Genomic DNA, 21,251 nt, shown 5'->3' on the forward strand with positions numbered 1-21,251 from the left:
GATGACCGATACCGCGACGACCGAGGCTTCGGCTGCGCTCACCGCAGAGGACTTCGCACGCACGACGGACGCGATCCTCGGTGCCGTGGGCAGCGTGATCGACGGCAAGCCGGAAGCGGTCCGCAGCGCGCTGGTCTGCCTCCTCGCCGAGGGGCATCTCCTCATCGAGGACGTTCCGGGCGTCGGCAAGACGATGCTGGCGCGGGCGCTGGCCGCCTCGGTGGATGCCACGGTCCGCCGCATCCAGTTCACGCCAGACCTGCTCCCCGGCGACGTGACCGGGGTGAGCGTGTTCAACCCCGTCGAGCGCGAGTTCGAGTTCAAGCAGGGCGCGATCTTCGCCAACATCGTCATCGCCGACGAGATCAACCGCTCCTCCCCCAAGACCCAGTCCGCTCTGCTCGAGGCGATGGAGGAGCGTCAGGTCACCGTCGACGGTCGCACCCACTACGTCCCCGAGCCGTTCCTGGTCGTCGCGACGCAGAACCCGCTCGAGATGGAGGGCACGTACGCGCTGCCCGAGGCGCAGCGGGACCGCTTCATGATGCGCATCTCGATGGGCTACCCCGACCAGCGGTCCGAGGCGCTCATGCTGCGTCAGCGGGACACGCTCAACCCGCTCGACCAGCTCGCCGCCGTCGTCTCGGCCGCGCAGATCACCGACCTCGTCACGTGGGCCCGGTCCGTGCACGTCGCGCCGCCGATCGAGGACTACGCCGTCGCCCTCGCCCACGCGACTCGCATCCACTCCGATCTCCGCCTCGGCGCGAGCCCCCGAGCGACCCTCCAGCTCGTGCGGGCCGCGAAGGTGTGGGCCGCGCTCGACGGGCGCGGCTTCGTCATCCCCGACGACGTCACCGCCCTCCTCGCCCCGGTGTTCGCGCACCGGCTCATCCCGACGCGCTCGGCCGGCGGTGCCCGCGCCCGCGGCGCATCGGACGCGATCGCCACGATCCTCGAGCGGATCGCCTCCAGCGTGCGCGTGCCCATCGCGCCCCGTCAGTGACGGCCGGCATGACCGGCGAGTGACGGAGATCCTGATGAGACGCCTGTGGCCCCTGACCGTTCGCGGCACGGGCGCGCTCATCCTCGCGATCGCGTGCTTCGTGGTGGCGAACGAGTTCGGCATCGCGGAGCTGATGTACTTCGGAATCCTGCTGCTCGCGGTGATCGGGGCGAGCATCGCCTCGCTCTATCTGACCCGTCGCTCCGACGTCGTGACCCGCTCGTTGGCGCCCGACGTCGTGACCGTCGGCCGCGACTCGACCGTGACCGTCCGGGTCGGCGTCCGCACGGCGGTCCCGACGCCTCCGGGCACCTGGCACGACACGCTCCCCAAGGGGCTTCGCGGCAAGGCGGACGGCGTCTTCCCGGCGCTCGGCTCGGGTCTCCGCGGCGGTGAGCGGGTCGTCGATCTGTCCTACTCGCTCACGGGCGCCCGGCGCGGCATCCACTCGATCGGCCCTTTGTCGGTGCGTTCGACCGACCCGTTCGGGCTCGCGCGGCGGCGGACGCTCTTCGGCGAGCGCACGCCCGTCACCGTCGCACCCGCCCTCGTCGACCTGCCCCCGCTCACCGACTTCGCGGGCGAGACCGGCGGCACGCTCCACACCACCACGAATCAGCTCGGCCAGGGCGCCGACAATCTCGTCGCGCGCCCGTACGCGCCGGGCGACTCGATGCGCCGCATCCACTGGCGCGCGACCGCCCATCGCGACGAGCTGATGGTGCGTCAGGAGGAGCAGGAGTCCACCCCCGAGGCGAGCGTGGTGCTCGACCGCGGCGTGCTGCGTTGGGCGACGGAGGCGATGCAGGCGCCGGGGACCGACCCGGGCTTCGAGGCGGCGGTGTCGGCCTGCGTGTCCGCTGTCGCCCGGCTCGTCCACGACGGCTACGCGGTCGAGGTCCTCGACTCCGACGGCACCCTGCTCGCCGAGCGCATCGACGGCGGAGACATGGCCGAGGTCGAAGGGATGCTCACCCACTTCGCCACGCTCACGGCACGGCGCGACGAAAGTCTCGCCCGGCTCACGCGACTGTTCGCGGGCGTCATGACCGGCCCGGTCATCGTCATCGTGGGGCGCTTCGACCCGTCCGATGCCGATGCGATCGCTCCGGTCGCTCATCACAGCACCCTGCCGATGCTGTTCTCCGTGTCTCCGATCGGAGACGCGCTCGATCGCGCCGCAGACCACGGCTGGCGGGTCGGCGCGATCGATCCGGACGGCGACCTGGCCGCGGCGTGGGGCAACGCCGTCGGGCGGGGGGTGAGCCATGTCGGCGCCTGACGCACTGGATCCGCGCACCGGTCGTCGCGGCGGCGAACGGGTGCTGACGCTCGCGCTCCTGGCGGCCCTCATCGCTGCGCTCCTGCCGGTGCTGCGGGTCGTCAAGCCCGGCGGGTGGCTCCTGGGCTCCGTCGTGATCGCCGCACTCGTGCTCGCCGCGGGCTACGGGGCGCGGCGCTTCCGCCTGCCGGCGGTCGCGGTGAGCCTCATCGAAGCCGGCGTGTGGGTGGCCGTGATGACCGGCGTCTTCCTGCGCGACACCGCGCTCCTGTGGGTGGTGCCGACGCCGGAGACGATCCGGGCGGTGCCCGAGCTCATCGACGACGCGATGAGCGAGATCATCCTCGGCGCCGCACCGCTCGACGACGGTCCCGCCCTCGCCTTCCTCATCGTCGGCGCCATGGGGCTGCTCGCGATCATCGTCGATCACGTCGTGCTGACCGCACGGATGCCTCTCCTCGCGTCGATCGGCATCGTCACGGTGTCCCTCATCCCGGCGATCGCGGTTCCCCGCCAGGTCGACGTCATGGCGTTCGTCTTCCTCGCCGTCGCGATCCTCTTCCTCATCCGCGCGGAGACGCGGTCGCGCGAGCGCCCGCTGGAGCGGGCATCCGAGCGCACCGCCGGCGTCCCCGCCACCGCGGTCGGCATCGGCGCGATCGCCGTCGTCGTCGCCGTCGTGGCCACCCCCCTCCTCCCTCAGCCCGGCGTGCGCGCCGGCGCCGGCCTGGGGCCGGGCCCGGGCATCGATGCGACCCTCCAGCTCGGCGACGACCTGCGTCGTCCGGAGGAGGTCGAGGTGCTGCGGGTGCGCACCGACGCGCCGGCGCCGCCCTACCTCCGGGCCACGACGCTGTCGCGATTCGAAGGCGGCGTGTGGGAGCCCGACCGCGTGCGCACCGTGCCCCTCGACAGCGAGTTCGGCCTCGGCGCCGTGAGCGTGACCGACGACGTGCGGGTGTCGGAGTACACGACCGATGTGGAGGTCGTGAACCTCGCATCGCTGTGGCTGCCGATCTCCTACCCGGCGGTCGAGGTCACGGGGCTCGACGGGCGGTGGGGCGCGGTGCCCTACAACCGGACGGTGATCTCTCAGTCGGGCACGACACAGGGCCAGACCTACACGGTGGTCTCGCATCAGCCGCGTCCGACGCTCGAGCAGATCCGCGCCGACACCGCGGGCGGTCCTCAGCTGCGCGACGAGACGACGTCGGTGCCTCCGGGGACTCCGGACATCATCGGCCAGCTCGCCGCGGAGGTGACCGCAGACGCCACCAACGACTACGACCGGCTGATCGCGATGCAGAAGTGGTTCCGCGGCGGCGCATTCCGCTACTCGCTCGACGCACCGGTGGAGGACGGATTCGACGGCAGCGGCGCCGAGGCCGTCGCGGAGTTCCTCGATCGGCGGGAGGGCTACTGCATCCACTTCGCGTCCGCCTTCGCACTGATGGCGCGCACGCTCCACATGCCCTCGCGGATCGTCGTGGGGTACCTTCCCGGCGTCGCCACGACCGACGTGTTCGAGGAGCAGACCGTGTACTCCGTGTCGAGTTCGCTCCTGCACGCATGGCCCGAGGTCTATTTCGAAGAGGTCGGGTGGATCCCGTTCGAACCGACAGCCGGGCTGGGGGTGCCGACGCAGTTCTCGCCCGCGTCCGCGTTGCCCGGCGACCCCGACGATCCGAACTCGGCGACACCCGGTGCCACGCCGACACCCTCGGCGAGCACCGAGGCCGGCCCCAACGGACCGATCGATCCGCGCGACGAGGCACTGCCCGGCACGCCGCTCGGCGGGGTGAACCCGCTCCCCACGCTCGGGGTCGTGCTGCTCATCCTGCTTCTGCTCGCCCTGCCCTTCCTCGTACGAGAGCTTCGTCGCCGCCAGCTCACGGTCGCCGCGCGCGGAGGCGATGCGGCGTCGGCGTGGACGATCGTGCAGGATGCCGCGATCGACGTCGGCATCGCGGTACCGGCCAGTGAGAGCCCGCGTGCATTCGCCCAGCGCCTGATCGCCGAGCACGGCGTCTCGCCCGACGCCATGCACACCCTCGCGACCGCGATCGAACGGGCGTCGTATGCTCCGTCCGGCGGCCGCGACTATTGGATGGGCGACGCGGCACTGGATGCCGCCACCCAGGTGCGCGCCGAGCTCCTCTCCACCGCGCCCGCCGCCCGGCGCATCCTGGCCGTGATCGCCCCCCGGTCACTCATCGTCCGCCCGGGAAGCGTGTACGCAGGAGGCGCTCCCGCGACCAGGTAGGATGGTCTGCGGCCCTCCGGGGCCACGGAGGATTCGCCTAGTGGCCTATGGCGCACGCTTGGAAAGCGTGTTGAGTGAAAGCTCTCAGGGGTTCGAATCCCCTATCCTCCGCCGCTCCGATCCCAGTGTTTTCAAGGGGTTTTTCGTCTGTCCAGGTCGCGTGACACACCTACTGGCACAGTTAACGCCGATTTCGGCCCCTCCAGAGGCCTGATTTTCCGCGGTTCGCGAATCGTGTGGAACTGGCCTGTTGCGACATGGCTGGCTCATGACACGACTGGAGCTAGCGGTTTTCGGACACGACTCTGAGTCGAAATCGAGCACGCCGACGCGCGCTGGCTCTTTCTCCGCGGCGAGAGGATAGCGATCGAGCAGCGCTGCGTCCCGGGCTTTCGACGGCATATCCTCGGCGCTTCGCGACTCCGGTATTCCACGGTCCCGGGACTTCGCCCCGCCCGATCGCTGATTGGCTGAGATCGGAGAAAGGACCCGTCTGAGGCTCTGCGGACCTAGGTCGTTGAGATCGCCTCGACTTGAACGGGGGCCAGCAGCTCCCCCACGAGGTCGGCGGCGCCGCGCTGTAGGGTGCGGACCGCATGCGAGTAGGTGTTGAGCGTGGTCTGGATGTCGGCGTGCCCGAGTCGCTCAGAGACGATCTTCGGATGCACACCGGCGCGCAGGAGCAGTGTCGCGTGCGTGTGCCGGAGCTCGTGGAGGTGGAGCCGGTCGAGATCGGGATGCGCGTCAGCCGCTGAGTTCACTCGCTCTCGCCATTGCCGCGAGAACTGGGTGGGGTTGTGCGGCCGACCGAACCTGTTGCAGAAGATCAGCTGCTCGCCGCGAGCGAGCTCGGGCGCGACAGCCCGCAGAAGATCCCGCTTCGTTCGCAGCGCGTGAGCCAGCCGCGCGTCGATGTCGACGTTGCGCACGCGACCGCTCTTGGTCTGACGGAAGTCGATGATCGGCTTCTTCCCCGCTTCCTTCACGTACGACATCGCTCGCGCGATCGTGATGACGTTGTTCTCGAGGTCGACGTCTTTCCATCGGACACCGAGGATCTCACCGCGGCGCATCCCTGTGCCGAGCAGCGTCAGCCAGGCGAGCCAGAGGTAGTCGCCGGTGGACTGGGACCATTCCAGGAAGAGCCGAGCGTCCTCGGCCGACCAGGTCATCATCTCCGGCGGCGCCGCATCGATCTTCGTTGGCGGCGACGCACGCTTGGCCGGGTTCAGCCTGATGAGACCGTCTTCGAGCGCATGCTGCAGGATCTGAGACACCAGCACGTGGACGTGGCGGATGGTCGCAGGGCCCAGCGGTTCGCCGAAATGCCCGCGGTCCTTCCGTCCGTCACGCTCGAGCTGCCGGTAGTAGCGGTTGAGCTGGTCTTTCGACACGTCGCACAATGGCGTGCGCCCGAGCGACGAATTCTCGACGTGGACGCGGTAGTGCTTGCGGTAGCCGGCGAGAGTTGTGGGACGCACCCGCAGCCCGTCGAAGTACTTCGCCGAATAGGCGTTCAGCGTCTCGCGAGTTTCCTCGACGTGAGCGCCTCGGCGGATGTCGACCTGAAGGTCGGCCAGCGCCTCTCGCGCCAGCCGCTCGGTTTCGAAACCACGGCGGAAGCGGCGCACCAATTCGCCGTCCGGACGGACGACCCAGTAGGCGATGCGGTAACGGATCTCCCCCGAGGGCGTCGCGTACTGCGACAGCGTGCCTTCGTGATTCACCCGTCGAGCCATCATGCTTCTCCTCAGCCGATCGACGGCCCTGTCGGCCCTGGTGCGCCGACGACCGGTCCGGTGGCATCAACCCTCGGCAACCTGATGCCTTCCGCCAGTCCGCCCACGCGCGCGCGATTCATGAGCCGTGTCGCGGTGCTCTGGCTCACGTGAAGATTGTCGGCGACAGTCTTCAAAGGCGGCATGCTCACCGCCGCCGCCAGGCGATAAATGGTCGCCGCGTCGGCGATCATCTCGTCCGTCGTCCGCTCGGCTCGGTCGCGCATGCGCTTAAGGTACGCCGCGCCGGACTCGGAGTGGTCGGTATCGGTGGACACTGTGGAAACCATCAGGCCAGTCGCCTGCACTGCCCACTGAACCCGTACTTCGCGAAGTGTGAGGCTCGTCACTTCATCGCCTTCCGCCTTGCGTCCGACGCTGACGAGAGCCGCAGCGCTGCGCCCGAGCTGCCGATCGAATGTGATGTCCACGCGGATCGTGCCGGGAACATCGGGCTCCCCTTCGAGAATCGCCGTCCACGCTGCCGGGATTCGCACCCCGCTAGCCACCTCGACTCGGTTGTCGCTGACGTCGGCCACCGCAAGATCCACCATGAGGGCAGTATCTCAGGCCGCCAAACGATGGACAAGGCATGTCATGACACATTCATGACACATCTGGCTCACATCCGTGCTACGGTGTGGGCGCGTGCTGACATAGGTGGCTCAGAGATTGGACAGGAAGATGAACCGGTCAGATACATCCCTCGCACTCACATTCAAGGACGCTGCAACGCTTGTTGGAGTCGACTACCGCACGATCAAGGCCGGCGTCGACCGAGGGACCATCCCCAGCGTCCAGCTCGGCCCGCGGCGCATGATCCCCCGTGCGGCGTTGCTCCGGATCTTCGCTGTCGAAGCTTGAGTACGCAGCAACGGCATCATGGTCGACGCCCGGCTCCCCTCCGAGTGGCTGGGGAGCATACGCATCGACAACCTGAGCGATCGAGCGTTTCGCGTCCTCGCAGGCGCGCTCATGTGGTGCAACGGTCAGGGAACCGACGGAATAGTTCCGCTCCGCTACACGAAGTACCTGCATCCCGACGGCGATGACACCGCCGCGTTCGAGGAGCTCGAGCACGCGGGACTTTGGCATCGGGATGATGAAGGCTTCACGCTTGTCGGCTGGTCCGACGGCCTGCGACAGTCCACCGCCGAAGAGGTGCAGCGCTACCGTGAAGCCTCCCGACGTCGCCAGAAGGCCCACCGCGACCGCCGTCGTGGCATCGATGTCTCCGGGACAACCGCCATCCCTCGAGCATCGTCGGTGTCGCACGACGTTACGCATAACGCATCGGGTAGTGTCACGGCGGACGTAGGCTCAGGCTCCTTAAGATCTGCTGCCAACGGCAAGAGCGCCTACGTAAAGCGTGACGTCACGCATAACGCCGACTCCCCTTTCTGCCGCAAGCATCCAGACGGTACCTCTGATCCCTGCGGCGCCTGCGCGCGAGCCAGAACCGCCCTCGCGGCTCGCCAGGCCACAATTCCGGGGCTGGGCTGGGACTGTTCAATCAACGGCCACAAGCTGGTCGTCGACGGGACCTGCGCCGTGTGCGCATCGCCCATCCGGTGAGGCTTGATGCGTTTCGACCGGTCGGCCTCGCTAGCAGAGAAGTGCTAGCGACAAGGCGTTGGGCACGAGAGTGCGCCTTCGAGGGTCCTATTACGGGCAGGCGGGCGCGCACCGGCGCGCGATCGGCCCAAGTGACTGAGTCACCCGTTCCAGCGTGGATCGCTTCCGTCCAACACCGAGGGCCATGCCGACAGATCGGTACCAGATACCCAGGCCTCTTCGGTGTCTGATGGCATGTTGTCAGCGAAATGCTTCGTGGAGACCTCGTCGCGAAGCCACCCATCGACGGCGCTGGTTAGGAAAAGAGCGGCGCGGCCAATGGTTGCTAGATCTCCCGTGGCGATTGCTCGGCTCATCACGATCGTTAGGAATTGCGCGACGGCGATGTCCTGTTTTCCGAGGTAGGCGGTGAAGGTGTTGAGCGCGCCCGAAAAGTCTGCCGAGGCCGTCCGAGCTCCGGCGAGGTCGCCCGTCCCGGCCGTCCGCTGCAGTTCCGTGAGATGCTCGACGAGCCGCGCACCCTCCGCCCGCAGGTGAGATCTTTCACTTGCACGCCTTTCGCGGCTAGCTAGGTACAGCGCGATTCCGGAACTGACCAGGATCGCGGCCACTGGGATCAGGACTGAGCTCACCCAATCGATTCCGGACTCGACAGTGACGCTTATCTGATCCGCTTCCACACTTGGCACTCTACGTCCTCACTAACGCTCAAGTCCTCGTGAGCTGGACCTGTCGGCGGCGCTACGGCACGCAACGAGTCCATGAGCGGGCCGACAGCGCCCGGTCGATCGAGGTGGCGCTGCTCGTCTGATGGTGTGGGTAGCCGTAGTCTTCGTTCGGAAGAATGGGGGCCGGATGCGCCGGTTGGACGCGTTGCGCAATTGGCGTGAGCGGTGGAAACAGCCGGAGGCCCGGGCGGCTGCTCGACAGATAGCCACCGAGCTTCTAGTGGGCCGCCTGCGGACGGTCTCGCCTTTCGGCCGTGTGGAAGGTCGCGTGGATCTCCGGGGCCTGCAGGTGGACCTGTTGACTGCCACGCACGATCCGATGCTAGAGCGGGTCACCGCGCGCGAAGGTGAATGGTCTGCTCTCGACCTCACCGGTGCGGGCCTGTCCGGGATGAGCTGGTTCAACCTTCAGGTCGCGGATTGCGTGCTCGACGACGCACAGCTGGACGACCTCCGCTGCTGGGCCGTCGAGGTGTCGGATTGTTCCGCACATCGTGCGTCGCTGCGGTCGGCACAGATCGGCAGTACGGTCGGCGGGCATACGCGATCGCGATGGCAGCGCATCGAGATGTCGGGCGCCGATGTCCGCCGCCTGGTGGGCGACGTCGAGCTGATAGACGTCGACCTGAGCCGCGCGAAGTTCAGCGCCACCGACCTCGGCCGGTCCGATCTCATCCGGGTGCGCTTCGCCGGGCGCGTCGACAACCTCACCATCGGTGCGCGCCGCGTCGAGGAGGGGGCTGGTTCCTGGGCACTCAGTGATGTCGATTTCTCAGGCGCTGACCCTATCGGCCTGCAACTGCTGGGCGTTGACTACGGAACACCCGCCGTGGATGTTCGCCTTCCAGATGATGACCGGCACTGGATCATCCGCGACTGGCGGGAATTCCTCACTCGCGTGGCATCCAACGCGCCCGGCGACCTTCAACGAGATGCTGAGATTTGGGTGGACTTCGCACGGGGATGCCTTGGACTGCGGCAACGATGGGGCTTCACGACTGTCGCCGACGCCACCGCGTACGCCGGAGAGCCGTTCGCGGAATACCTCGCTTCCTGCCGATAGAAGCGAACCCTCGCCCGCCAATGCGGTTCGCCACCGCACGAGTGCGGGTCCCGCTGGGCGCCCTGACACTGCCGTCCATATGCTCTCCATATGGTTTCGCTTGTGCTGCCCGATCACTCACGCTGGCCGTCATGGATCGACGCGATCGATGAGTTCGACGGGGCGGTTCTCCACGGCTTCTCAACGTTCGGGTTCGATCCCCTCCACTTACGCCTGCCCGATGTCTTTGATCGATGGCTGAACCGAGAGATCCGGCAGCGCACCGAAGGCCAAGACGGATTCGTGCCGGCGACAGTGTGGTGGATCGTGGACGACGCGGCGCCCTCTCACGTCCTCGGATCAATCCACCTTCGCCATGAGTTGAACGATGTCCTGCTCGCCGACGGGGGCCACGTCGGATACGGAATTCGACCCTCCGCGCGCGGTCGCGGCGTCGCGACGGCGGCGCTCGAGCTATGCCTCGATCATGCACAGCAACAGGGCATCGCCAACGCCCTCCTTGTCTGCGAGACCGATAACCCGGCATCCCGGCGAACAATCTTGAAGGCGGGCGGGGTTCTGGAGAACACGTCCGGCACCTTCGAGCGGTACTGGGTCGCACTCAACGGGCCCCGCAACCCTTCGTCCGAACCAGGCGAGAGATCGAGCGAGTAACAGCCGAGCGCTAGTTGCTCCAAAGTCGGTCGATCACGCGCGCCAACCAAAAACCACCGTGTCGGGAGAACTCAGACTGGTCGAACCCATCTGAGCGGCCAGACGAAGTGGGCTATCGAGAACGCGAACAGTAACCAGGCGCCAAGCTGCGCCCACCAGTTGATGTCCCTCGCCTCGTATAAGCCGATCTCGTCGACCACCGGGATCACGGGGGCGGCAGCGATGACGCCAATGCTTGCTATCAGGCCGATCACCACCCCGGCGACCGTAATCTCCCCGTTTCTCAGCCAGCGTGCTCTGAGGGCGGGAACTAGCCGAAGCGGAAGCCCGACCAGTAGAACGATCAGCATCGACGGGACCGCCACGACCAGTGCGGCAATCGGCCAACCGACCATCGACAAGGCGGTGTCGTAATCCGTGGTGGAGCCCACCACGAGAGCGAGCGCGGTGGCGAAGAGAACGAAGCCACCGAGGAAGAACTGGATCACCGTGAGGATGACGAGCGCGTCTCCCCTCGGCGGCAAACGGGTTGCCTTGTTCAGAAGAACTGCGCGGGCCTCACCGAGCCGCAATACGCACGTTTGGTAGGCCGCACCATCAGACCTTGTGGTCAGCACTTCGCTAGTCCGCTCACGGGCGGTGGCGTACGCCACCTCGACCCGACCGGTAGTCAGCAGTCGCTGGCTCGTCAGACCGAGCATCGATCGCGCGGTGTTCTCGTCCACGTCGTGATCATATGAGCTTGTCGGCGTTTGCGTTTCGTCACTCAGCGCCTTGCCGGGCCCCTCTGTCGGCCCCTGACTCTTCTCATCTCCGTCGCCCGCGTCAGGGTCCGTTAGCGAGCTGTGGACAGCAGCCCGTCGTCGTTTCTTTGAGATGAAAGCATGGCTGCATGCCACTGTTCCGTCGTCGCCCGCCTGCCGGCACCCTGCATCCCGTGTACGCATTTTGGGAATGGTGGCGACGCGAGGGTTACTCAGTCAGCCCACACACGGCATCTCCGATGCTCGACGAACTGAACCGGCGAGTCATGGCCATCAACGATGGACTCGCCTGGCACTTCAGTGCCGGCTCACAGTCCGAGCACCGGCTCACTGTGTCTGCTGGTGGTCAAGCAGAAATCCGCCCCCTAGCCGAGCGGTGGCTTCGGGCGGCACCCGCCGCCGATGGAACATGGGAATTCCGTGCAAGCCAGGAACCTCAACCAGATGCGCTCTCCAGCACTATCGAGATCGGCGACGAGCGCGTAAATCTGTCAACGACCGGGTTCCGTGTGCGACCTCATCTCGACCGCATGCGTGTCGACGTCGGGGTCTATCACCCTCAGTTCGGTGACATACCCGAAGCCGCGAGGATGCAGATCTCATTTCTTCTGCTTGATTGGCTCCTTGGCGAGGACGACGTGGAACGGTGGTTGGGTGAAATCGAGGCACTCACGGTCGCACCGCCCACACCATCGGACGGCAGCGAACTCCTCGATGCGGTCGCGGCCCTGACGGAGCAAAGAGATCGGGATGAATGGGTGCTGGCGCACTGGCAGAATCCCGACGGGTATACCTCCCTCGCGAGCTTCCGCAGGGGGGTCCGCTGGATCGACTACCCCGTCTTCGATCAGCACCTGACGCTCACCAGTCACTTCACATCCGCCGACAACGGCCTGCCCGCGGACGCTGAAGCACTCGATTCGCTACGCGAGTTGGAAGACGGGCTGGAGGATGTGCTTCACACGCGGGGAGTCCTGATCGCACATGACACCACGCAGGGCCGCCGCGCGTTCCACGTTTACGTCGACGGCGAAGACCAGAACACGGCCGATGCCATCACTGCGTGGGCGGACAAGTCAAACGGGAAGGTTCACTCGGAACAGGACCCCGCATGGTCCGCCGTCCGGCCGTACACAGGCTGAACGGCAGCCGGTGGCTGAGCGTTCGCAGGCTCGGGGCCGTGGAGCGAAGGCGTCCGACAGCTCGGACACATACATCGGGAAGGACCTGCGGCTTGCCCCGGCCCTGAACACGGTGCGGAGCGTGGCGGCCGGGCGCCGCGGAGACGCCCGGCCCGACAGTGTCACGAGTAGTCGTCGGCGCTCTGTACGTCGATGACCCAGGTGACGCCGAACGAGTCGGTGAGCATCCCGAAGCCGGCCGACCAGGCCGAGGCTGCGAGCGGTTCGAGCACGGTAGCGCCCACGGTGAGGGTGTTCCACAGCGCCGCGGCGTCGTCGAGCGTGGCACTGCTCAGGGCGAGGAAGTACGGCTGGTCGGTGACGGTGAGCCCGTTCTCGCGGCGGGTTGCACCGTGCTGGGTGGCCGCCCTGTCGGTCTGCTGGGTCGGCACGTCGTAGGCCATGATCCGCACGCCGTCACGCGTGGCGACCTGGCCCCAGACGACCTTGTCGGTGTCGGGCAGCCCGGCGGGCATCCCAAACTCGCCGTAGGTGCGGATGACCGGCTCCGCGCCGAGAACGGTGCCGTAGAAGGAGAGGGCGTCGCGGGCGTTGCCGTCGAAGTTGAGGTGGGGTGCGAGTGATCTGGTCATGTTGAGCCACTTCCTGTTGTAGTGAGGCACCGGCGAGGCTTCCCGGTGCAGTGACGACACTGTCAGGAGAGGCGGTCAGTTTCTGTCCGGTTCTTCGAGCATGATGAAGAAGTGGCAACGTCATTTCGGATGCTCACCTTGCTGTCCCTCCTGCAGGCCCCGAGGGACTGGCCGGCGCGGCTGCTGGCTGAGCGGCTGAGCATCAGCGACCGCACCGTGCGCCGTGACGTCGACCGGCTTCGCGAGCTCGGCTACCGCATCCGGGCCATAAAGGGTCCTGATGGCGGGTACCGCCTCGATGCCGGCTCCGAGCTGCCGCCACTCCTCTTCGACGACGATCAGGCCATCGTTCTCGCGGTCGCACTGCAGACAGTGGGGGTGGCGGGCACCGGGTTCGAGGAGCCGGCGTCGCGCGCTCTGGCGACCGTGCGGCAGGTGATGCCCGCCCGGCTGCGGCACCGCATCGATGCCCTCCGGGTCACCGCGGTCCCGGAATCACGTGGGACGAACGAGCAGTCGGTCGACACCGACGTGCTGGTCGCCATCGGGGCCGCCGCTCGCACGCGCGAAGTATTGCGTTTCGACTACGCCACCGATCGTCCTGGCGCTGATGGTCCGCTGCGGCCGCCGCGCCGGGTCGAGCCGCACAATCTCGTGACTCGTTCGGGTCGCTGGTACCTGGTGGCGTGGGATCTCGATCGGGAGGACTGGCGCATCTACCGAGCCGACAGGATCACGCCGCGCACCCACACCGGTCCTCGCTTCGAGCCGCGCGACCTGCCCGGTGGAGATGTTCGCGCCTTCGTCGCGGGCCGGTTCAAGGGCTCGAACGGCGCGGACGTGTGGCCCTGCATCGGCGAGGTGATCCTCGACCTCTCCGCCCGGGACGTCTTCCCCTATGTCGATGATGGTGTGGTGGACGAGCTTCCGGATGGTAGATGCCGGGTGTTCCTCGGTGCGTGGTCCTGGGCTGGTCTGGCGGCGACGATCGGCCGATTCGATGCCGATGTGGAGGTGGTAGGCCCGCCGGAGCTCGCGGACGCCTTCACCGCGCTGGCGCGCCGCTTCGCCGAAGCCGGGGCTTCCATCGGCTGAACCCCAATAGGTAGCCGATGGACCAGGGCGCAGAAAGACAACACGGGCAGGACGATACGAACGCGTATCGCTTCGACGTAATCGATCGAGAGTGGCAGGGCCATGCGTCGTTTCGCCGTCGGCCAGCGTGCGGGGCAAGCCCGCGGGCCGCCGCTAAGCAAGACCGAGCTCGCGCCGTGCCCTCTCCAGTGCGATCACGTATGCGTCCCGCTTCTCTCCACCTTCGGGTCGCTCGCGACTGATGAGGTACCCCTCCTCCACGACCACGCCGTGTGTCTCGGCGTCGGAACGGCGCTTCAGCGCCGCGTCGAGCATCGCATCGAACTGTCCCGCGCGACCCAGTGCCTCAACTGCAGCCAGGGTCGAGCCAACAGCGTCCCTAGTCCGCGCGTCCGCAGCCAAAGCTCGGTTCGACTTCCGGTAACTCAGCACCGCGACGATCAATGCGCCCACACCTGTCAGCGCACCCACAAGCGAGCCGATGCTCGAGATCCAGTCCGTTACCGATGGCATGGCGCAACGTTATCCATCTACCCTTCCCGGATACGCCCTACTTGACGCAACCACTCCGTTCGCTTTCAGGTCGACCCGCCTACGACTGCTCCAGCGGAACCCATGGCGCAATCATCACTCCGCTGGGAGGCCGCGAAACCGTGGCCTTCGCTTCCACAGTGTCGTAACGCGCTCCGCCCGATTAGCCCGTGCGATGACATGCCCGCCGAGGCGCCCTAAGCGCGCGCGACACCCCCTGGAGCAAGGACGAACGACATCCAGACCAACTCCAGGAGCGAAAACAGCAATGCACGCAGGCACTCTTCAGTGAGGCGCGGGGATCCCTTGGCAACACTGGGATCGCGTGACAACCTGGTTACATGGCTCGCGGACGCCGTAGTGCCAAGCGCGAACTCGCTCAGACACGCGAGATCGAGGCGCTCGAGCGGGCGGAAGAAGCGCGGCTCGAAGCTGAATCGAAGGCAGCCTTCGAGCGTCGTCTCGCTCGCAAGTGGGTGTCCGAACGCGCAGCACTGGTTCGCCTGAGCACTCTGTCTAGAGATCTGGAGAAGCTCCATCGCGAGGAGTCCCGGATGCTCAGAGAGCGCGACGCTCTGGTGCAGATGCTCCGGCGCAGCGGACAGAGTTGGGCCGCGTTGAGCTCGCGCACGAAGTTGAGCCGGCAAGCGCTCATGAAGCGGATGGACGCGTCCAAGGTCACGCGCGATTAGCGCACGTTCATCGGGCAGGTTATCGCGCGGGGTATTCGTGCACTCGGCCTCGCGCGCCTCGTCGGGTGTCGCGAGCGGAAGCGTTCGTGAAAGGCTTCCGGATTCCACTCGGGCTCCTCAGTCTGTGGCGGGAGCAACTGGGAAACGCCGCGTGAACAGGATGTCGAGCGCTGCCAGCAGCGGCTGATCGAGCACACCGACAGCGGGCTCAAATGAGACGCCTCCGCTGTCGGCGACAGCCTTGATGCCAAACAGGTTGTACGCGGCGATGCGGCGATCGGTTTGCTCGGCCGCGCTGAGCGCATGCAGTTCGTGGACGGGAAGCAACGCTAGAAGCTTCTCCACCTCCGACTGATCCGTCCAGTCCGTCATGGAACGTCCCTAGGTCCACTCAGTCATACGAGCAACCTACCCTCGGCGTCGCAATGAGGAATCGGCTTGTGACCCCGCCCGCCGGGGTCGGGATTCAACGGACCGCTGGAGTGTTGGTCACCCACTGCCAACTGGCTCGGCCGATGATCCCCCTACGATGGCGACATGACGAGCAGTCGGAGCAGCGCAGCGAACTCAGAACTGAGCTCGCGAAGCCGAGTCTCGACGATTCTCACGATCGGCTTGCCGCTTGAAGTCGCAGCGATCTTCGCCGTTGCCTTGATCGCGCCGCCGGAATGGTCAGCATGGCGGATGTTCGGGCTGGTCACGGCAGCGTCGTGGCTCGCCTGGGCGATCTGGGGCTGGCCACGCGTGGACATCGACGACACGGCAATCACGGTGCGCAACGCGCTGATGACCTGGCGGGTCCCGTTGCACGAGATCTCCGACATCGAGAGCGGACGGAAGTTCACCCTCTCGCTAAGCGACGACAGTATCGTGACCGCCGCTGCCATCTCAGGCGACGGCATCGCGGTCGAGGCGTGGCGCCGAACCGACGCTGCCACCCAAGGCGGCCACTTCGTGCGAAACGCCGATGACGCGCGGATCTCCACGGGCGCGCAGTCCGTTGCTTCGAGCTGGGCGAAGCAGCTTCGCGAACGAGTCCGGGATGCCCCCGACTCGGCACGTGGACCGATCATCCGGCGTGTCAACTGGGGCATCATCGCCGCGACTGTCGCCGTAATCGTCCTCTTCGTGGCAGCGATCACCGTCTTCCCCTGATCTCGCTTCGCCACGAGCTGCCGAGCTGCCGAAGCTAGGCGGCCCGGTGTATCCCGAGACAAGTCACTCACGAGGTGCACGATCAGCGACCCGCTTCCGAGCGCCCGTTTTCTGACAGCCGTGAGGGTGGACTGAGGCGTCGCGCTGTCCTTATCCACAGCTGTACGCCGCCCTCCGTGGCCGCGCAATACTGTGCGTCCATGGAGCGCCTCGTGCAGATCCGCCTGGCGACCATGCCACGGGCGACGAGGAGCCGGCGCCGGGCGCTACCGACAAAGGAGGAACCCTTGTCCTCGATGCGATCAATGGCGGTCGCTGCTTCAGTGGCGAGCGGCGTGGTCTTGCTGGCCGCGTGCGCTCCAAGCCCTGAGCTCGTTCTCGGCGCGGGGAACTCGGGCGGGAGCACCGCCCTCTGTCTCAGCGACTTCTCTCAGCCGATCACGCACGGTGAACCGTTTCGGCTCAGTGAAGGAGCGCCGGACGTCACTCTCGTCCGTGCCGACCTGGTCAATGCTGACGGCGTACGCGTGATCGAACAGGCCGCGGCGCGGGCAGTACTCCTGCCGGATGGCACGCACCTGGGTGTCGGGTCGACCTTCGTCGCCGACGGCGACGAGGCGTGGGATGCCCGCGTCCCACTCAAGGGCACGGTCGTCCGAAATGACGGTGGCGAGACATGGTTCGTCGCGCTCGCTCTGGAACGCACCGGGGACGCTGCCGGAGGGTTTACTGCCGTCGAACTCACTTATGAGGTGAACGGGCAACAGCGCGTCGTCCGCGGCACCGCGTCTCTGACCTTCCCCACCGCGGGCGGGAAGTGCGACGAATAGCCATCAGCGCCGAAGCTCGTTCAAACGGTCGTTCGAGGACCGGTCGACGGTCAGCCACGCGCGTTGTGGCTGCTTCGCCGGGACGGCCGCACTACACGCCACAATGAGCGCATGGCTGAACTCCCGTCAACATCAGATTCACTCCTCGTCCGCCTCTCACCCACACACGACGAAGCGTGGGCGACATTGACTAGCGAGGTGGAAACCGAGAACTCCGATGGCTTCCGCCCCTGGCTCGTATGCGTCGATGATCCAGATTGGTACGGCGTGAGCTGCGGTGCCCTTCGCGACGCGGTACCGCGCTCTGACGATTCGCCAATGGTGATGTTCGCTGCGGACGAGATCACGTTGTCAGCGCCTGACCACCCCGCGCTCGTCATCGACCTAATGGAGCGTCGCGACCCCTTCCGATGCGTGACGTCGGAACTGTGGGCTGTCGACAACAATCTCAACCTGGCCAACATGGACTGGGAGGAATTCGCTTCGGCAGCGGAGGACGGCATCTTTCGGGGCGTATAGGCAGCAAGCTCGCGCGCCAGCGGACCGGCTTCCGAACGGTCGTAGATGGTTGAGTGCCCTCACTGCCAGTGAAGCTCACGCCTGATCTCTCCGAGGCGTTCTACCCACTCCGAGCTCGACCGAAAGTCGTCATCGAGCGCGAGGTAGATCCCCGACCGGGACGCCACCGCGAAGATAGAGCTCGCGATGTCATCACTCAGAAGATCCTCATAGGAGAACGATCCCTCAAACCCGAACCATGCAACCTCGGCGCCACCACCGATTGCCGATTCCAACCACGCGGAGACGAGACCAGTCAAGTCCGGCGGGAGTTCATTGAACCGCAGGTCGTACTCGCGGACCTCACCGATGGTGGAACCACTGTCGCCGGGCATCATCTCGTACTGTCGGACGGTGTCGGGTCTCGGAGCCGGCGCTGCATCGACCGTGAGTTCAAGATCGGCCGGACCTCGACGCACGACGAATAGGGACAGCATCGCCTCCGTCCCCGGCCACATCAGTCCCGCACGCAGTCCATCCATCACCTGGCCCACACTGGCACGAAGAGACTCACCAGGGAAATGACTCGATCCCCCCGGCGGGGTGCCCGGATCAGGACCGGTTGCGTGCGGCGAGGCCGGGCGCGTTCCCTAGTGTGGATCGATGGGACTTCACAGCATCGGCGAGTTAATCGCCCAGCGCGTTGCTGAGTGTGGGCGACCGTTAGTTGTCGGGGTATCCGGCTACGGCGGCTCGGGAAAGAGCACTCTCGCCCGCGAACTCGTTGAGATCGTCCCTGAGAGTGTTCGGATGCGAGGAGATGACTTCCTTGACCCCGTGCGATCTCATCAGCGGTCGACTGACTGGGATGGCGTGGAACGAACTCGTCTCATGGACGAGGTCCTCCTCCCGTTTCGCGAGCGGTCCGCGAGCAACTTCCGCCGCTTCGACTGGGGCATCCGAGCCCTCGGCGAGCCCGAGCCTGTCCCACTCGGCGACGTCATGGTGGTCGACCTCGTCGGTCTTTTTCATCCGGAGGCAATCGACTACCTCGACCTGACCATCTGGTGCGACGTCGACTTGGCCACAGCGCAAGCGCGAGGAATGAAACGCGACGCCGAGCTTGGGCGCGATCATTCGCGACTTTGGCGGGAGGTCTGGATCCCGAACGAGCGCGACTTCGAAGCGAACTTCGCTCCTCGAGAGCGGGCCGAGGTCCTGCACCCCACCTACTGAGGCGCGAGTGAGGATCCGCGATTAGTAATCGTTGGTACCGGAAACCAACGCTCGGTGAGGGACCGGAGTCCGCGCCCTCGTCGACCGGCTAACTGACGCTGCCGTTGTTGGGTGCTGAGGTTTGCAAGGCGGCGCTCCAGCCGCCGATGGCCCCACCGGTCGGGTGATGGACGCGGCAGTTATCCACAGACCCTGCCGGGACGACTCCTGACATCTTGTGGCAGACCAATAATGTGCGGGTGCCATCCACGATCGAAGCCCCACTCGCGCCGACCGCGCCGGACCTCGTGCCGGATGTGTGGTCGACGCCAGATGGCCGCTCCTTTGAGGACATCCTCGAGATGGCACGGCGCGTGCTTCGGCGTAAGTACCCCCAACGCATCACCCACAAGCAGGTCGTGAAAGTAGCGCAGCGCCTCATCGGCTACGGCTGGATATGCCGGTTCTTCACTCTTCAGGTCGAAGACTCCGCCACGATGGTCAACGGCGAGTGCGCCGACGACTACGAACTGTCAATCGGGCTCGCCATCGTCAAGCATTTCGTCGATCGCTGGAACGGCTGCCCCGAAGAGGCCTGCCGCAACTAGCACCGCGGCCTCGACGGAGACTCAAGCCCGCAAAGGGACCGGTGTTCGTGCATCACAGAATCGGAGAGAGCAAGGCCCGGTTGAGCCCTAGAGTGTGCGTGTGGTTGACGTCTTGGTCTACGCGCTTCGCGGCTCGGTGGTGAGGACTGTCACTTCGACCGCTCGAACCCGCACTGAAGAGTTCACGGTGATCTATGAGGATCCTTCGTGGCCTGCGAGCACTCGAGAGCACGTCGATGGCGATGTCGTCGCGGAGGGGGCATTCGCCGGGTCTTCGGACGCGCCGATCATGCTGTGGGACGGCGCGCTTCCGGAACAGGCTCAAGCTGACCCGCGGAGCTGGTTTGACGGGAACGTGTTTCGCGAAGAGCCTCCAGCGGAGGTGATCGATGTCTCCGGTTTGCGACCGCTCGAGGACGACGAATTCTGGCCTGTGATCGACTCTCTCGGCGGTCGCATGTGGGACCGGACGATACAGATCGCAGTGTCCGTCCTTGCTCAACAGGATGAAGACTTCATTCTCCGGTGGGAAGAGACTGCGGCCCGAAAAGCGCTGGTGCTTGCGGATGCCTTCGAGAAGGCGGGGATCGCTGCTGCCCGCGAACTCCACAGCATCGGCGCTGTACTTGGAAAGGGAGAGGAAGCTTTCCTCAGGGTCTATGCCGACCCGAAGACATTCGATTGGGCCTGGGTCTCGGACAATTCCCCGCAGGTCATCTGGATCGGCTCTCACGCCCTCGAGCGACGGCTTGGACGGTCCGTTCGGATCGAATCGAGCATGTCACTGCGACATCGGGACATCCTCGAACGACGCCGTCTCGAGGTGGCCGAATATCAGCGAGAGCACGGCATCGTCGAGCGGCCGCGCGACCCATCGCTCACGGCGGCCCGCGGCATCGTGGATGGTTCGAACGGTCTCCGCGAACGCCTCGTCCTCGTTCCGAGCAGCCTGTCGAAGGACCAAGAGGCTACAGCCGCGATGACTGCTGACGGGAGCCGGTTGGTAGCCGGCCCCGAGTTCGCGAACCACCAAAGCATTGGACTGTGGGGCGGCGTCGCATTCAGCGTCAGGCGACGGACCGCTCTGCCACTCGACGAGTACATCACCCGCTACGTTACAAGGCCCTGACCAACGGGCCGTGAATCTGCGCCAGTCGTAATGATCGCGCGATCATGGACCGGTCTAGGGGCCATCTACGAGGGGTGCTCGAACCGATGTCGACGCGCTGCTACGTTCAGCGGAATGACGATCGATACGTGCGCGAAGTGTGGTGCGCCGTTGGATGTACACGACCGCCACATCCGCTTCACTCAGCCCGAGCCCGTCCTGCGAATCGCATCGACTGATTCACCAGATGTGTGGATGAGCGGTACGGACGCCAATGAGTCAGTGCTGATGCAGGTCCAGGGCGTCGGTGCGTTCGTTCGTGCGTTGCTCCCAGTCCAGCTCACCGGCGGCCACACGGTGACCTACGGAGTCTGGGTTGGATTCGACCCCGCGAACCTGCAACACGTTCTCGAAGTGTGGTGGACCCCGGAGTATGCCGACCTGCAAATCGAGGGCATACTCGCGAACGTCGTCCAGCCATGGGGGCTCTACGGCACGCCAGTCTCACTCCGAGTACTTAGCGTCGACGAAACTCCCTACTGTGTTACCAGCCCGGACAGCAGGCTGGCCTCCGTCATCAGCGACCATTGGGACCACCGGCTGATCTTGGACGCCCTACCCTGATGGATCGC

25 protein-coding genes and 1 tRNA gene are annotated in these 21,251 nt (G+C 66.0%); 18 read left to right on the top strand and 8 right to left on the bottom strand.

What is annotated here, in order from left to right; all coding sequences use genetic code 11:
* The first annotated feature begins 1 nt into the window (after nt 1).
* The 4 genes from EER34_RS15630 to EER34_RS15645 all read left to right on the top strand — a co-directional run bounded on the left by EER34_RS15630 (nt 2) and on the right by EER34_RS15645 (nt 4,662).
* Nucleotides 2–1,006, top strand: a complete 1,005-nt coding sequence (locus EER34_RS15630; protein WP_127476350.1) for an AAA family ATPase — start codon at nt 2–4, stop codon at nt 1,004–1,006.
* A gap of 34 nt (nt 1,007–1,040) precedes the next feature.
* The gene (locus tag EER34_RS15635; protein ID WP_127476352.1) at nt 1,041–2,288 is read left to right on the top strand and encodes a DUF58 domain-containing protein; all 1,248 of its coding nucleotides are present in this window, start codon (nt 1,041–1,043) and stop codon (nt 2,286–2,288) included.
* Nucleotides 2,275–4,551 carry a transglutaminase TgpA family protein gene (locus EER34_RS15640; protein ID WP_205791688.1) on the top strand — a complete coding sequence of 759 codons (2,277 nt, stop codon included), beginning with the start codon at nt 2,275–2,277 and terminating at the stop codon, nt 4,549–4,551. Before EER34_RS15635 ends, EER34_RS15640 begins: the two co-directional genes overlap by 14 nt.
* 26 nt (nt 4,552–4,577) lie before the next feature.
* A tRNA-Ser gene (locus tag EER34_RS15645) sits at nt 4,578–4,662 on the top strand.
* 398 nt (nt 4,663–5,060) lie between these two features.
* On the opposite strand, the gene EER34_RS15650 is transcribed toward EER34_RS15645, so the two are convergent.
* Together EER34_RS15650 and EER34_RS15655 are read right to left on the bottom strand one after the other, a co-directional pair.
* Nucleotides 5,061–6,293, bottom strand: coding sequence for a site-specific integrase (locus tag EER34_RS15650; protein ID WP_127476354.1), 1,233 nt, complete (start codon nt 6,291–6,293; stop codon nt 5,061–5,063).
* 8 nt (nt 6,294–6,301) lie between these two features.
* Nucleotides 6,302–6,883 carry a hypothetical protein gene (locus EER34_RS15655; RefSeq protein ID WP_127476356.1) on the bottom strand — a complete coding sequence of 194 codons (582 nt, stop codon included), beginning with the start codon at nt 6,881–6,883 and terminating at the stop codon, nt 6,302–6,304.
* 130 nt (nt 6,884–7,013) lie between these two features.
* Here EER34_RS15655 and EER34_RS15660 point away from each other — a divergent pair, with 130 nt between their 5' ends.
* Nucleotides 7,014–7,193: a helix-turn-helix domain-containing protein gene (locus EER34_RS15660; protein WP_055966195.1), complete on the top strand. Its 180-nt coding sequence runs from the start codon at nt 7,014–7,016 to the stop codon at nt 7,191–7,193.
* A gap of 18 nt (nt 7,194–7,211) precedes the next feature.
* Nucleotides 7,212–7,904, top strand: coding sequence for a hypothetical protein (locus tag EER34_RS15665; RefSeq protein WP_127476358.1), 693 nt, complete (start codon nt 7,212–7,214; stop codon nt 7,902–7,904).
* A gap of 140 nt (nt 7,905–8,044) precedes the next feature.
* Here the strand turns inward: EER34_RS15665 and EER34_RS15670 are convergent, their stop codons facing one another.
* Nucleotides 8,045–8,584: a hypothetical protein gene (locus EER34_RS15670; protein ID WP_127476360.1), complete on the bottom strand. Its 540-nt coding sequence runs from the start codon at nt 8,582–8,584 to the stop codon at nt 8,045–8,047.
* Between the two features lie 175 nt (nt 8,585–8,759).
* Between EER34_RS15670 and EER34_RS15675 the strand changes: the two genes are divergently transcribed.
* Together EER34_RS15675 and EER34_RS15680 are read left to right on the top strand one after the other, a co-directional pair.
* Nucleotides 8,760–9,695 carry a pentapeptide repeat-containing protein gene (locus tag EER34_RS15675; RefSeq protein WP_127476362.1) on the top strand — a complete coding sequence of 312 codons (936 nt, stop codon included), beginning with the start codon at nt 8,760–8,762 and terminating at the stop codon, nt 9,693–9,695.
* A 90-nt stretch (nt 9,696–9,785) separates the two neighbouring features.
* Nucleotides 9,786–10,349, top strand: coding sequence for a GNAT family N-acetyltransferase (locus EER34_RS15680; protein ID WP_127476364.1), 564 nt, complete (start codon nt 9,786–9,788; stop codon nt 10,347–10,349).
* Nucleotides 10,350–10,420: 71 nt separating this feature from the next.
* On the opposite strand, the gene EER34_RS15685 is transcribed toward EER34_RS15680, so the two are convergent.
* On the bottom strand, nt 10,421–11,074 hold the full coding sequence (locus EER34_RS15685; protein WP_127476366.1) for a hypothetical protein: 654 nt from the start codon (nt 11,072–11,074) through the stop codon (nt 10,421–10,423).
* Between the two features lie 278 nt (nt 11,075–11,352).
* On the opposite strand from EER34_RS15685, the gene EER34_RS15690 reads away from it, so the two are divergent.
* Nucleotides 11,353–12,255 (top strand): DUF695 domain-containing protein, encoded by a 903-nt coding sequence (locus EER34_RS15690; RefSeq protein ID WP_127476368.1) that lies wholly within the window; start codon nt 11,353–11,355, stop codon nt 12,253–12,255.
* Nucleotides 12,256–12,416: 161 nt separating this feature from the next.
* Here EER34_RS15690 and EER34_RS15695 read toward each other — a convergent pair whose 3' ends face one another.
* The gene (locus EER34_RS15695) at nt 12,417–12,887 is read right to left on the bottom strand and encodes a VOC family protein (protein WP_127476370.1); all 471 of its coding nucleotides are present in this window, start codon (nt 12,885–12,887) and stop codon (nt 12,417–12,419) included.
* Between the two features lie 129 nt (nt 12,888–13,016).
* On the opposite strand from EER34_RS15695, the gene EER34_RS15700 reads away from it, so the two are divergent.
* Entirely contained in the window at nt 13,017–13,982 is a 966-nt protein-coding gene (locus EER34_RS15700) for a helix-turn-helix transcriptional regulator (RefSeq protein ID WP_127476502.1), read from the top strand.
* 153 nt (nt 13,983–14,135) lie between these two features.
* Here EER34_RS15700 and EER34_RS15705 read toward each other — a convergent pair whose 3' ends face one another.
* On the bottom strand, nt 14,136–14,495 hold the full coding sequence (locus tag EER34_RS15705) for a hypothetical protein (RefSeq protein WP_127476372.1): 360 nt from the start codon (nt 14,493–14,495) through the stop codon (nt 14,136–14,138).
* Between the two features lie 359 nt (nt 14,496–14,854).
* Here EER34_RS15705 and EER34_RS15710 point away from each other — a divergent pair, with 359 nt between their 5' ends.
* Complete coding sequence (locus tag EER34_RS15710) at nt 14,855–15,205, top strand: hypothetical protein (protein WP_127476374.1); 351 nt, start codon at nt 14,855–14,857, stop codon at nt 15,203–15,205.
* A 117-nt stretch (nt 15,206–15,322) separates the two neighbouring features.
* On the opposite strand, the gene EER34_RS15715 is transcribed toward EER34_RS15710, so the two are convergent.
* Nucleotides 15,323–15,577, bottom strand: a complete 255-nt coding sequence (locus tag EER34_RS15715; RefSeq protein ID WP_127476376.1) for a hypothetical protein — start codon at nt 15,575–15,577, stop codon at nt 15,323–15,325.
* Between the two features lie 165 nt (nt 15,578–15,742).
* Between EER34_RS15715 and EER34_RS15720 the strand changes: the two genes are divergently transcribed.
* The 3 genes from EER34_RS15720 (at nt 15,743) to EER34_RS15730 (ending at nt 17,709) form a co-directional block, all read left to right on the top strand.
* Nucleotides 15,743–16,360 carry a hypothetical protein gene (locus EER34_RS15720; protein ID WP_127476378.1) on the top strand — a complete coding sequence of 206 codons (618 nt, stop codon included), beginning with the start codon at nt 15,743–15,745 and terminating at the stop codon, nt 16,358–16,360.
* 200 nt (nt 16,361–16,560) lie between these two features.
* Nucleotides 16,561–17,190: a hypothetical protein gene (locus tag EER34_RS15725; protein WP_127476380.1), complete on the top strand. Its 630-nt coding sequence runs from the start codon at nt 16,561–16,563 to the stop codon at nt 17,188–17,190.
* A gap of 111 nt (nt 17,191–17,301) precedes the next feature.
* Nucleotides 17,302–17,709: a DUF6924 domain-containing protein gene (locus EER34_RS15730; RefSeq protein WP_127476382.1), complete on the top strand. Its 408-nt coding sequence runs from the start codon at nt 17,302–17,304 to the stop codon at nt 17,707–17,709.
* A 59-nt stretch (nt 17,710–17,768) separates the two neighbouring features.
* Here EER34_RS15730 and EER34_RS15735 read toward each other — a convergent pair whose 3' ends face one another.
* Nucleotides 17,769–18,233, bottom strand: a complete 465-nt coding sequence (locus EER34_RS15735) for a hypothetical protein (RefSeq protein WP_127476384.1) — start codon at nt 18,231–18,233, stop codon at nt 17,769–17,771.
* Between the two features lie 346 nt (nt 18,234–18,579).
* On the opposite strand from EER34_RS15735, the gene EER34_RS17790 reads away from it, so the two are divergent.
* From EER34_RS17790 to EER34_RS15755, 4 genes are all read left to right on the top strand, one after another.
* Nucleotides 18,580–18,924, top strand: a complete 345-nt coding sequence (locus EER34_RS17790) for a nucleoside/nucleotide kinase family protein (RefSeq protein ID WP_240642419.1) — start codon at nt 18,580–18,582, stop codon at nt 18,922–18,924.
* Nucleotides 18,925–19,163: 239 nt separating this feature from the next.
* Nucleotides 19,164–19,511: a hypothetical protein gene (locus EER34_RS15745; RefSeq protein ID WP_127476388.1), complete on the top strand. Its 348-nt coding sequence runs from the start codon at nt 19,164–19,166 to the stop codon at nt 19,509–19,511.
* A 100-nt stretch (nt 19,512–19,611) separates the two neighbouring features.
* Nucleotides 19,612–20,640 carry a hypothetical protein gene (locus tag EER34_RS15750; protein ID WP_127476390.1) on the top strand — a complete coding sequence of 343 codons (1,029 nt, stop codon included), beginning with the start codon at nt 19,612–19,614 and terminating at the stop codon, nt 20,638–20,640.
* Between the two features lie 114 nt (nt 20,641–20,754).
* A complete protein-coding gene (locus EER34_RS15755; RefSeq protein ID WP_164743585.1) occupies nt 20,755–21,243 on the top strand; it encodes a DUF2199 domain-containing protein in 489 nt (162 codons plus the stop codon).
* Nucleotides 21,244–21,251: the final 8 nt, after the last annotated feature.

The sequence above is a fragment of the Microbacterium sulfonylureivorans genome, from assembly GCF_003999995.1.
In the GTDB taxonomy this organism is placed as follows: domain Bacteria; phylum Actinomycetota; class Actinomycetes; order Actinomycetales; family Microbacteriaceae; genus Microbacterium; species Microbacterium sulfonylureivorans.

What these genes read in the sequence shown, in the direction of transcription:
- EER34_RS15630 (WP_127476350.1), top strand. Translation starts at nt 2, where the DNA reads ATGACCGATACCGCGACGACCGAGGCTTCGGCTGCGCTCACCGCAGAG.
- EER34_RS15635 (WP_127476352.1), top strand. Translation starts at nt 1,041, where the DNA reads ATGAGACGCCTGTGGCCCCTGACCGTTCGCGGCACGGGCGCGCTCATC.
- EER34_RS15640 (WP_205791688.1), top strand. Translation starts at nt 2,275, where the DNA reads ATGTCGGCGCCTGACGCACTGGATCCGCGCACCGGTCGTCGCGGCGGC.
- EER34_RS15650 (WP_127476354.1), bottom strand. Translation starts at nt 6,293, where the DNA reads ATGATGGCTCGACGGGTGAATCACGAAGGCACGCTGTCGCAGTACGCG.
- EER34_RS15655 (WP_127476356.1), bottom strand. Translation starts at nt 6,883, where the DNA reads ATGGTGGATCTTGCGGTGGCCGACGTCAGCGACAACCGAGTCGAGGTG.
- EER34_RS15660 (WP_055966195.1), top strand. Translation starts at nt 7,014, where the DNA reads ATGAACCGGTCAGATACATCCCTCGCACTCACATTCAAGGACGCTGCA.
- EER34_RS15665 (WP_127476358.1), top strand. Translation starts at nt 7,212, where the DNA reads ATGGTCGACGCCCGGCTCCCCTCCGAGTGGCTGGGGAGCATACGCATC.
- EER34_RS15675 (WP_127476362.1), top strand. Translation starts at nt 8,760, where the DNA reads ATGCGCCGGTTGGACGCGTTGCGCAATTGGCGTGAGCGGTGGAAACAG.
- EER34_RS15680 (WP_127476364.1), top strand. Translation starts at nt 9,786, where the DNA reads ATGGTTTCGCTTGTGCTGCCCGATCACTCACGCTGGCCGTCATGGATC.
- EER34_RS15690 (WP_127476368.1), top strand. Translation starts at nt 11,353, where the DNA reads ATGCTCGACGAACTGAACCGGCGAGTCATGGCCATCAACGATGGACTC.
- EER34_RS15695 (WP_127476370.1), bottom strand. Translation starts at nt 12,887, where the DNA reads ATGACCAGATCACTCGCACCCCACCTCAACTTCGACGGCAACGCCCGC.
- EER34_RS15700 (WP_127476502.1), top strand. Translation starts at nt 13,017, where the DNA reads ATGCTCACCTTGCTGTCCCTCCTGCAGGCCCCGAGGGACTGGCCGGCG.
- EER34_RS15705 (WP_127476372.1), bottom strand. Translation starts at nt 14,495, where the DNA reads ATGCCATCGGTAACGGACTGGATCTCGAGCATCGGCTCGCTTGTGGGT.
- EER34_RS15710 (WP_127476374.1), top strand. Translation starts at nt 14,855, where the DNA reads ATGGCTCGCGGACGCCGTAGTGCCAAGCGCGAACTCGCTCAGACACGC.
- EER34_RS15715 (WP_127476376.1), bottom strand. Translation starts at nt 15,577, where the DNA reads ATGACGGACTGGACGGATCAGTCGGAGGTGGAGAAGCTTCTAGCGTTG.
- EER34_RS15720 (WP_127476378.1), top strand. Translation starts at nt 15,743, where the DNA reads ATGACGAGCAGTCGGAGCAGCGCAGCGAACTCAGAACTGAGCTCGCGA.
- EER34_RS15725 (WP_127476380.1), top strand. Translation starts at nt 16,561, where the DNA reads ATGGAGCGCCTCGTGCAGATCCGCCTGGCGACCATGCCACGGGCGACG.
- EER34_RS15730 (WP_127476382.1), top strand. Translation starts at nt 17,302, where the DNA reads ATGGCTGAACTCCCGTCAACATCAGATTCACTCCTCGTCCGCCTCTCA.
- EER34_RS17790 (WP_240642419.1), top strand. Translation starts at nt 18,580, where the DNA reads ATGGACGAGGTCCTCCTCCCGTTTCGCGAGCGGTCCGCGAGCAACTTC.
- EER34_RS15755 (WP_164743585.1), top strand. Translation starts at nt 20,755, where the DNA reads ATGACGATCGATACGTGCGCGAAGTGTGGTGCGCCGTTGGATGTACAC.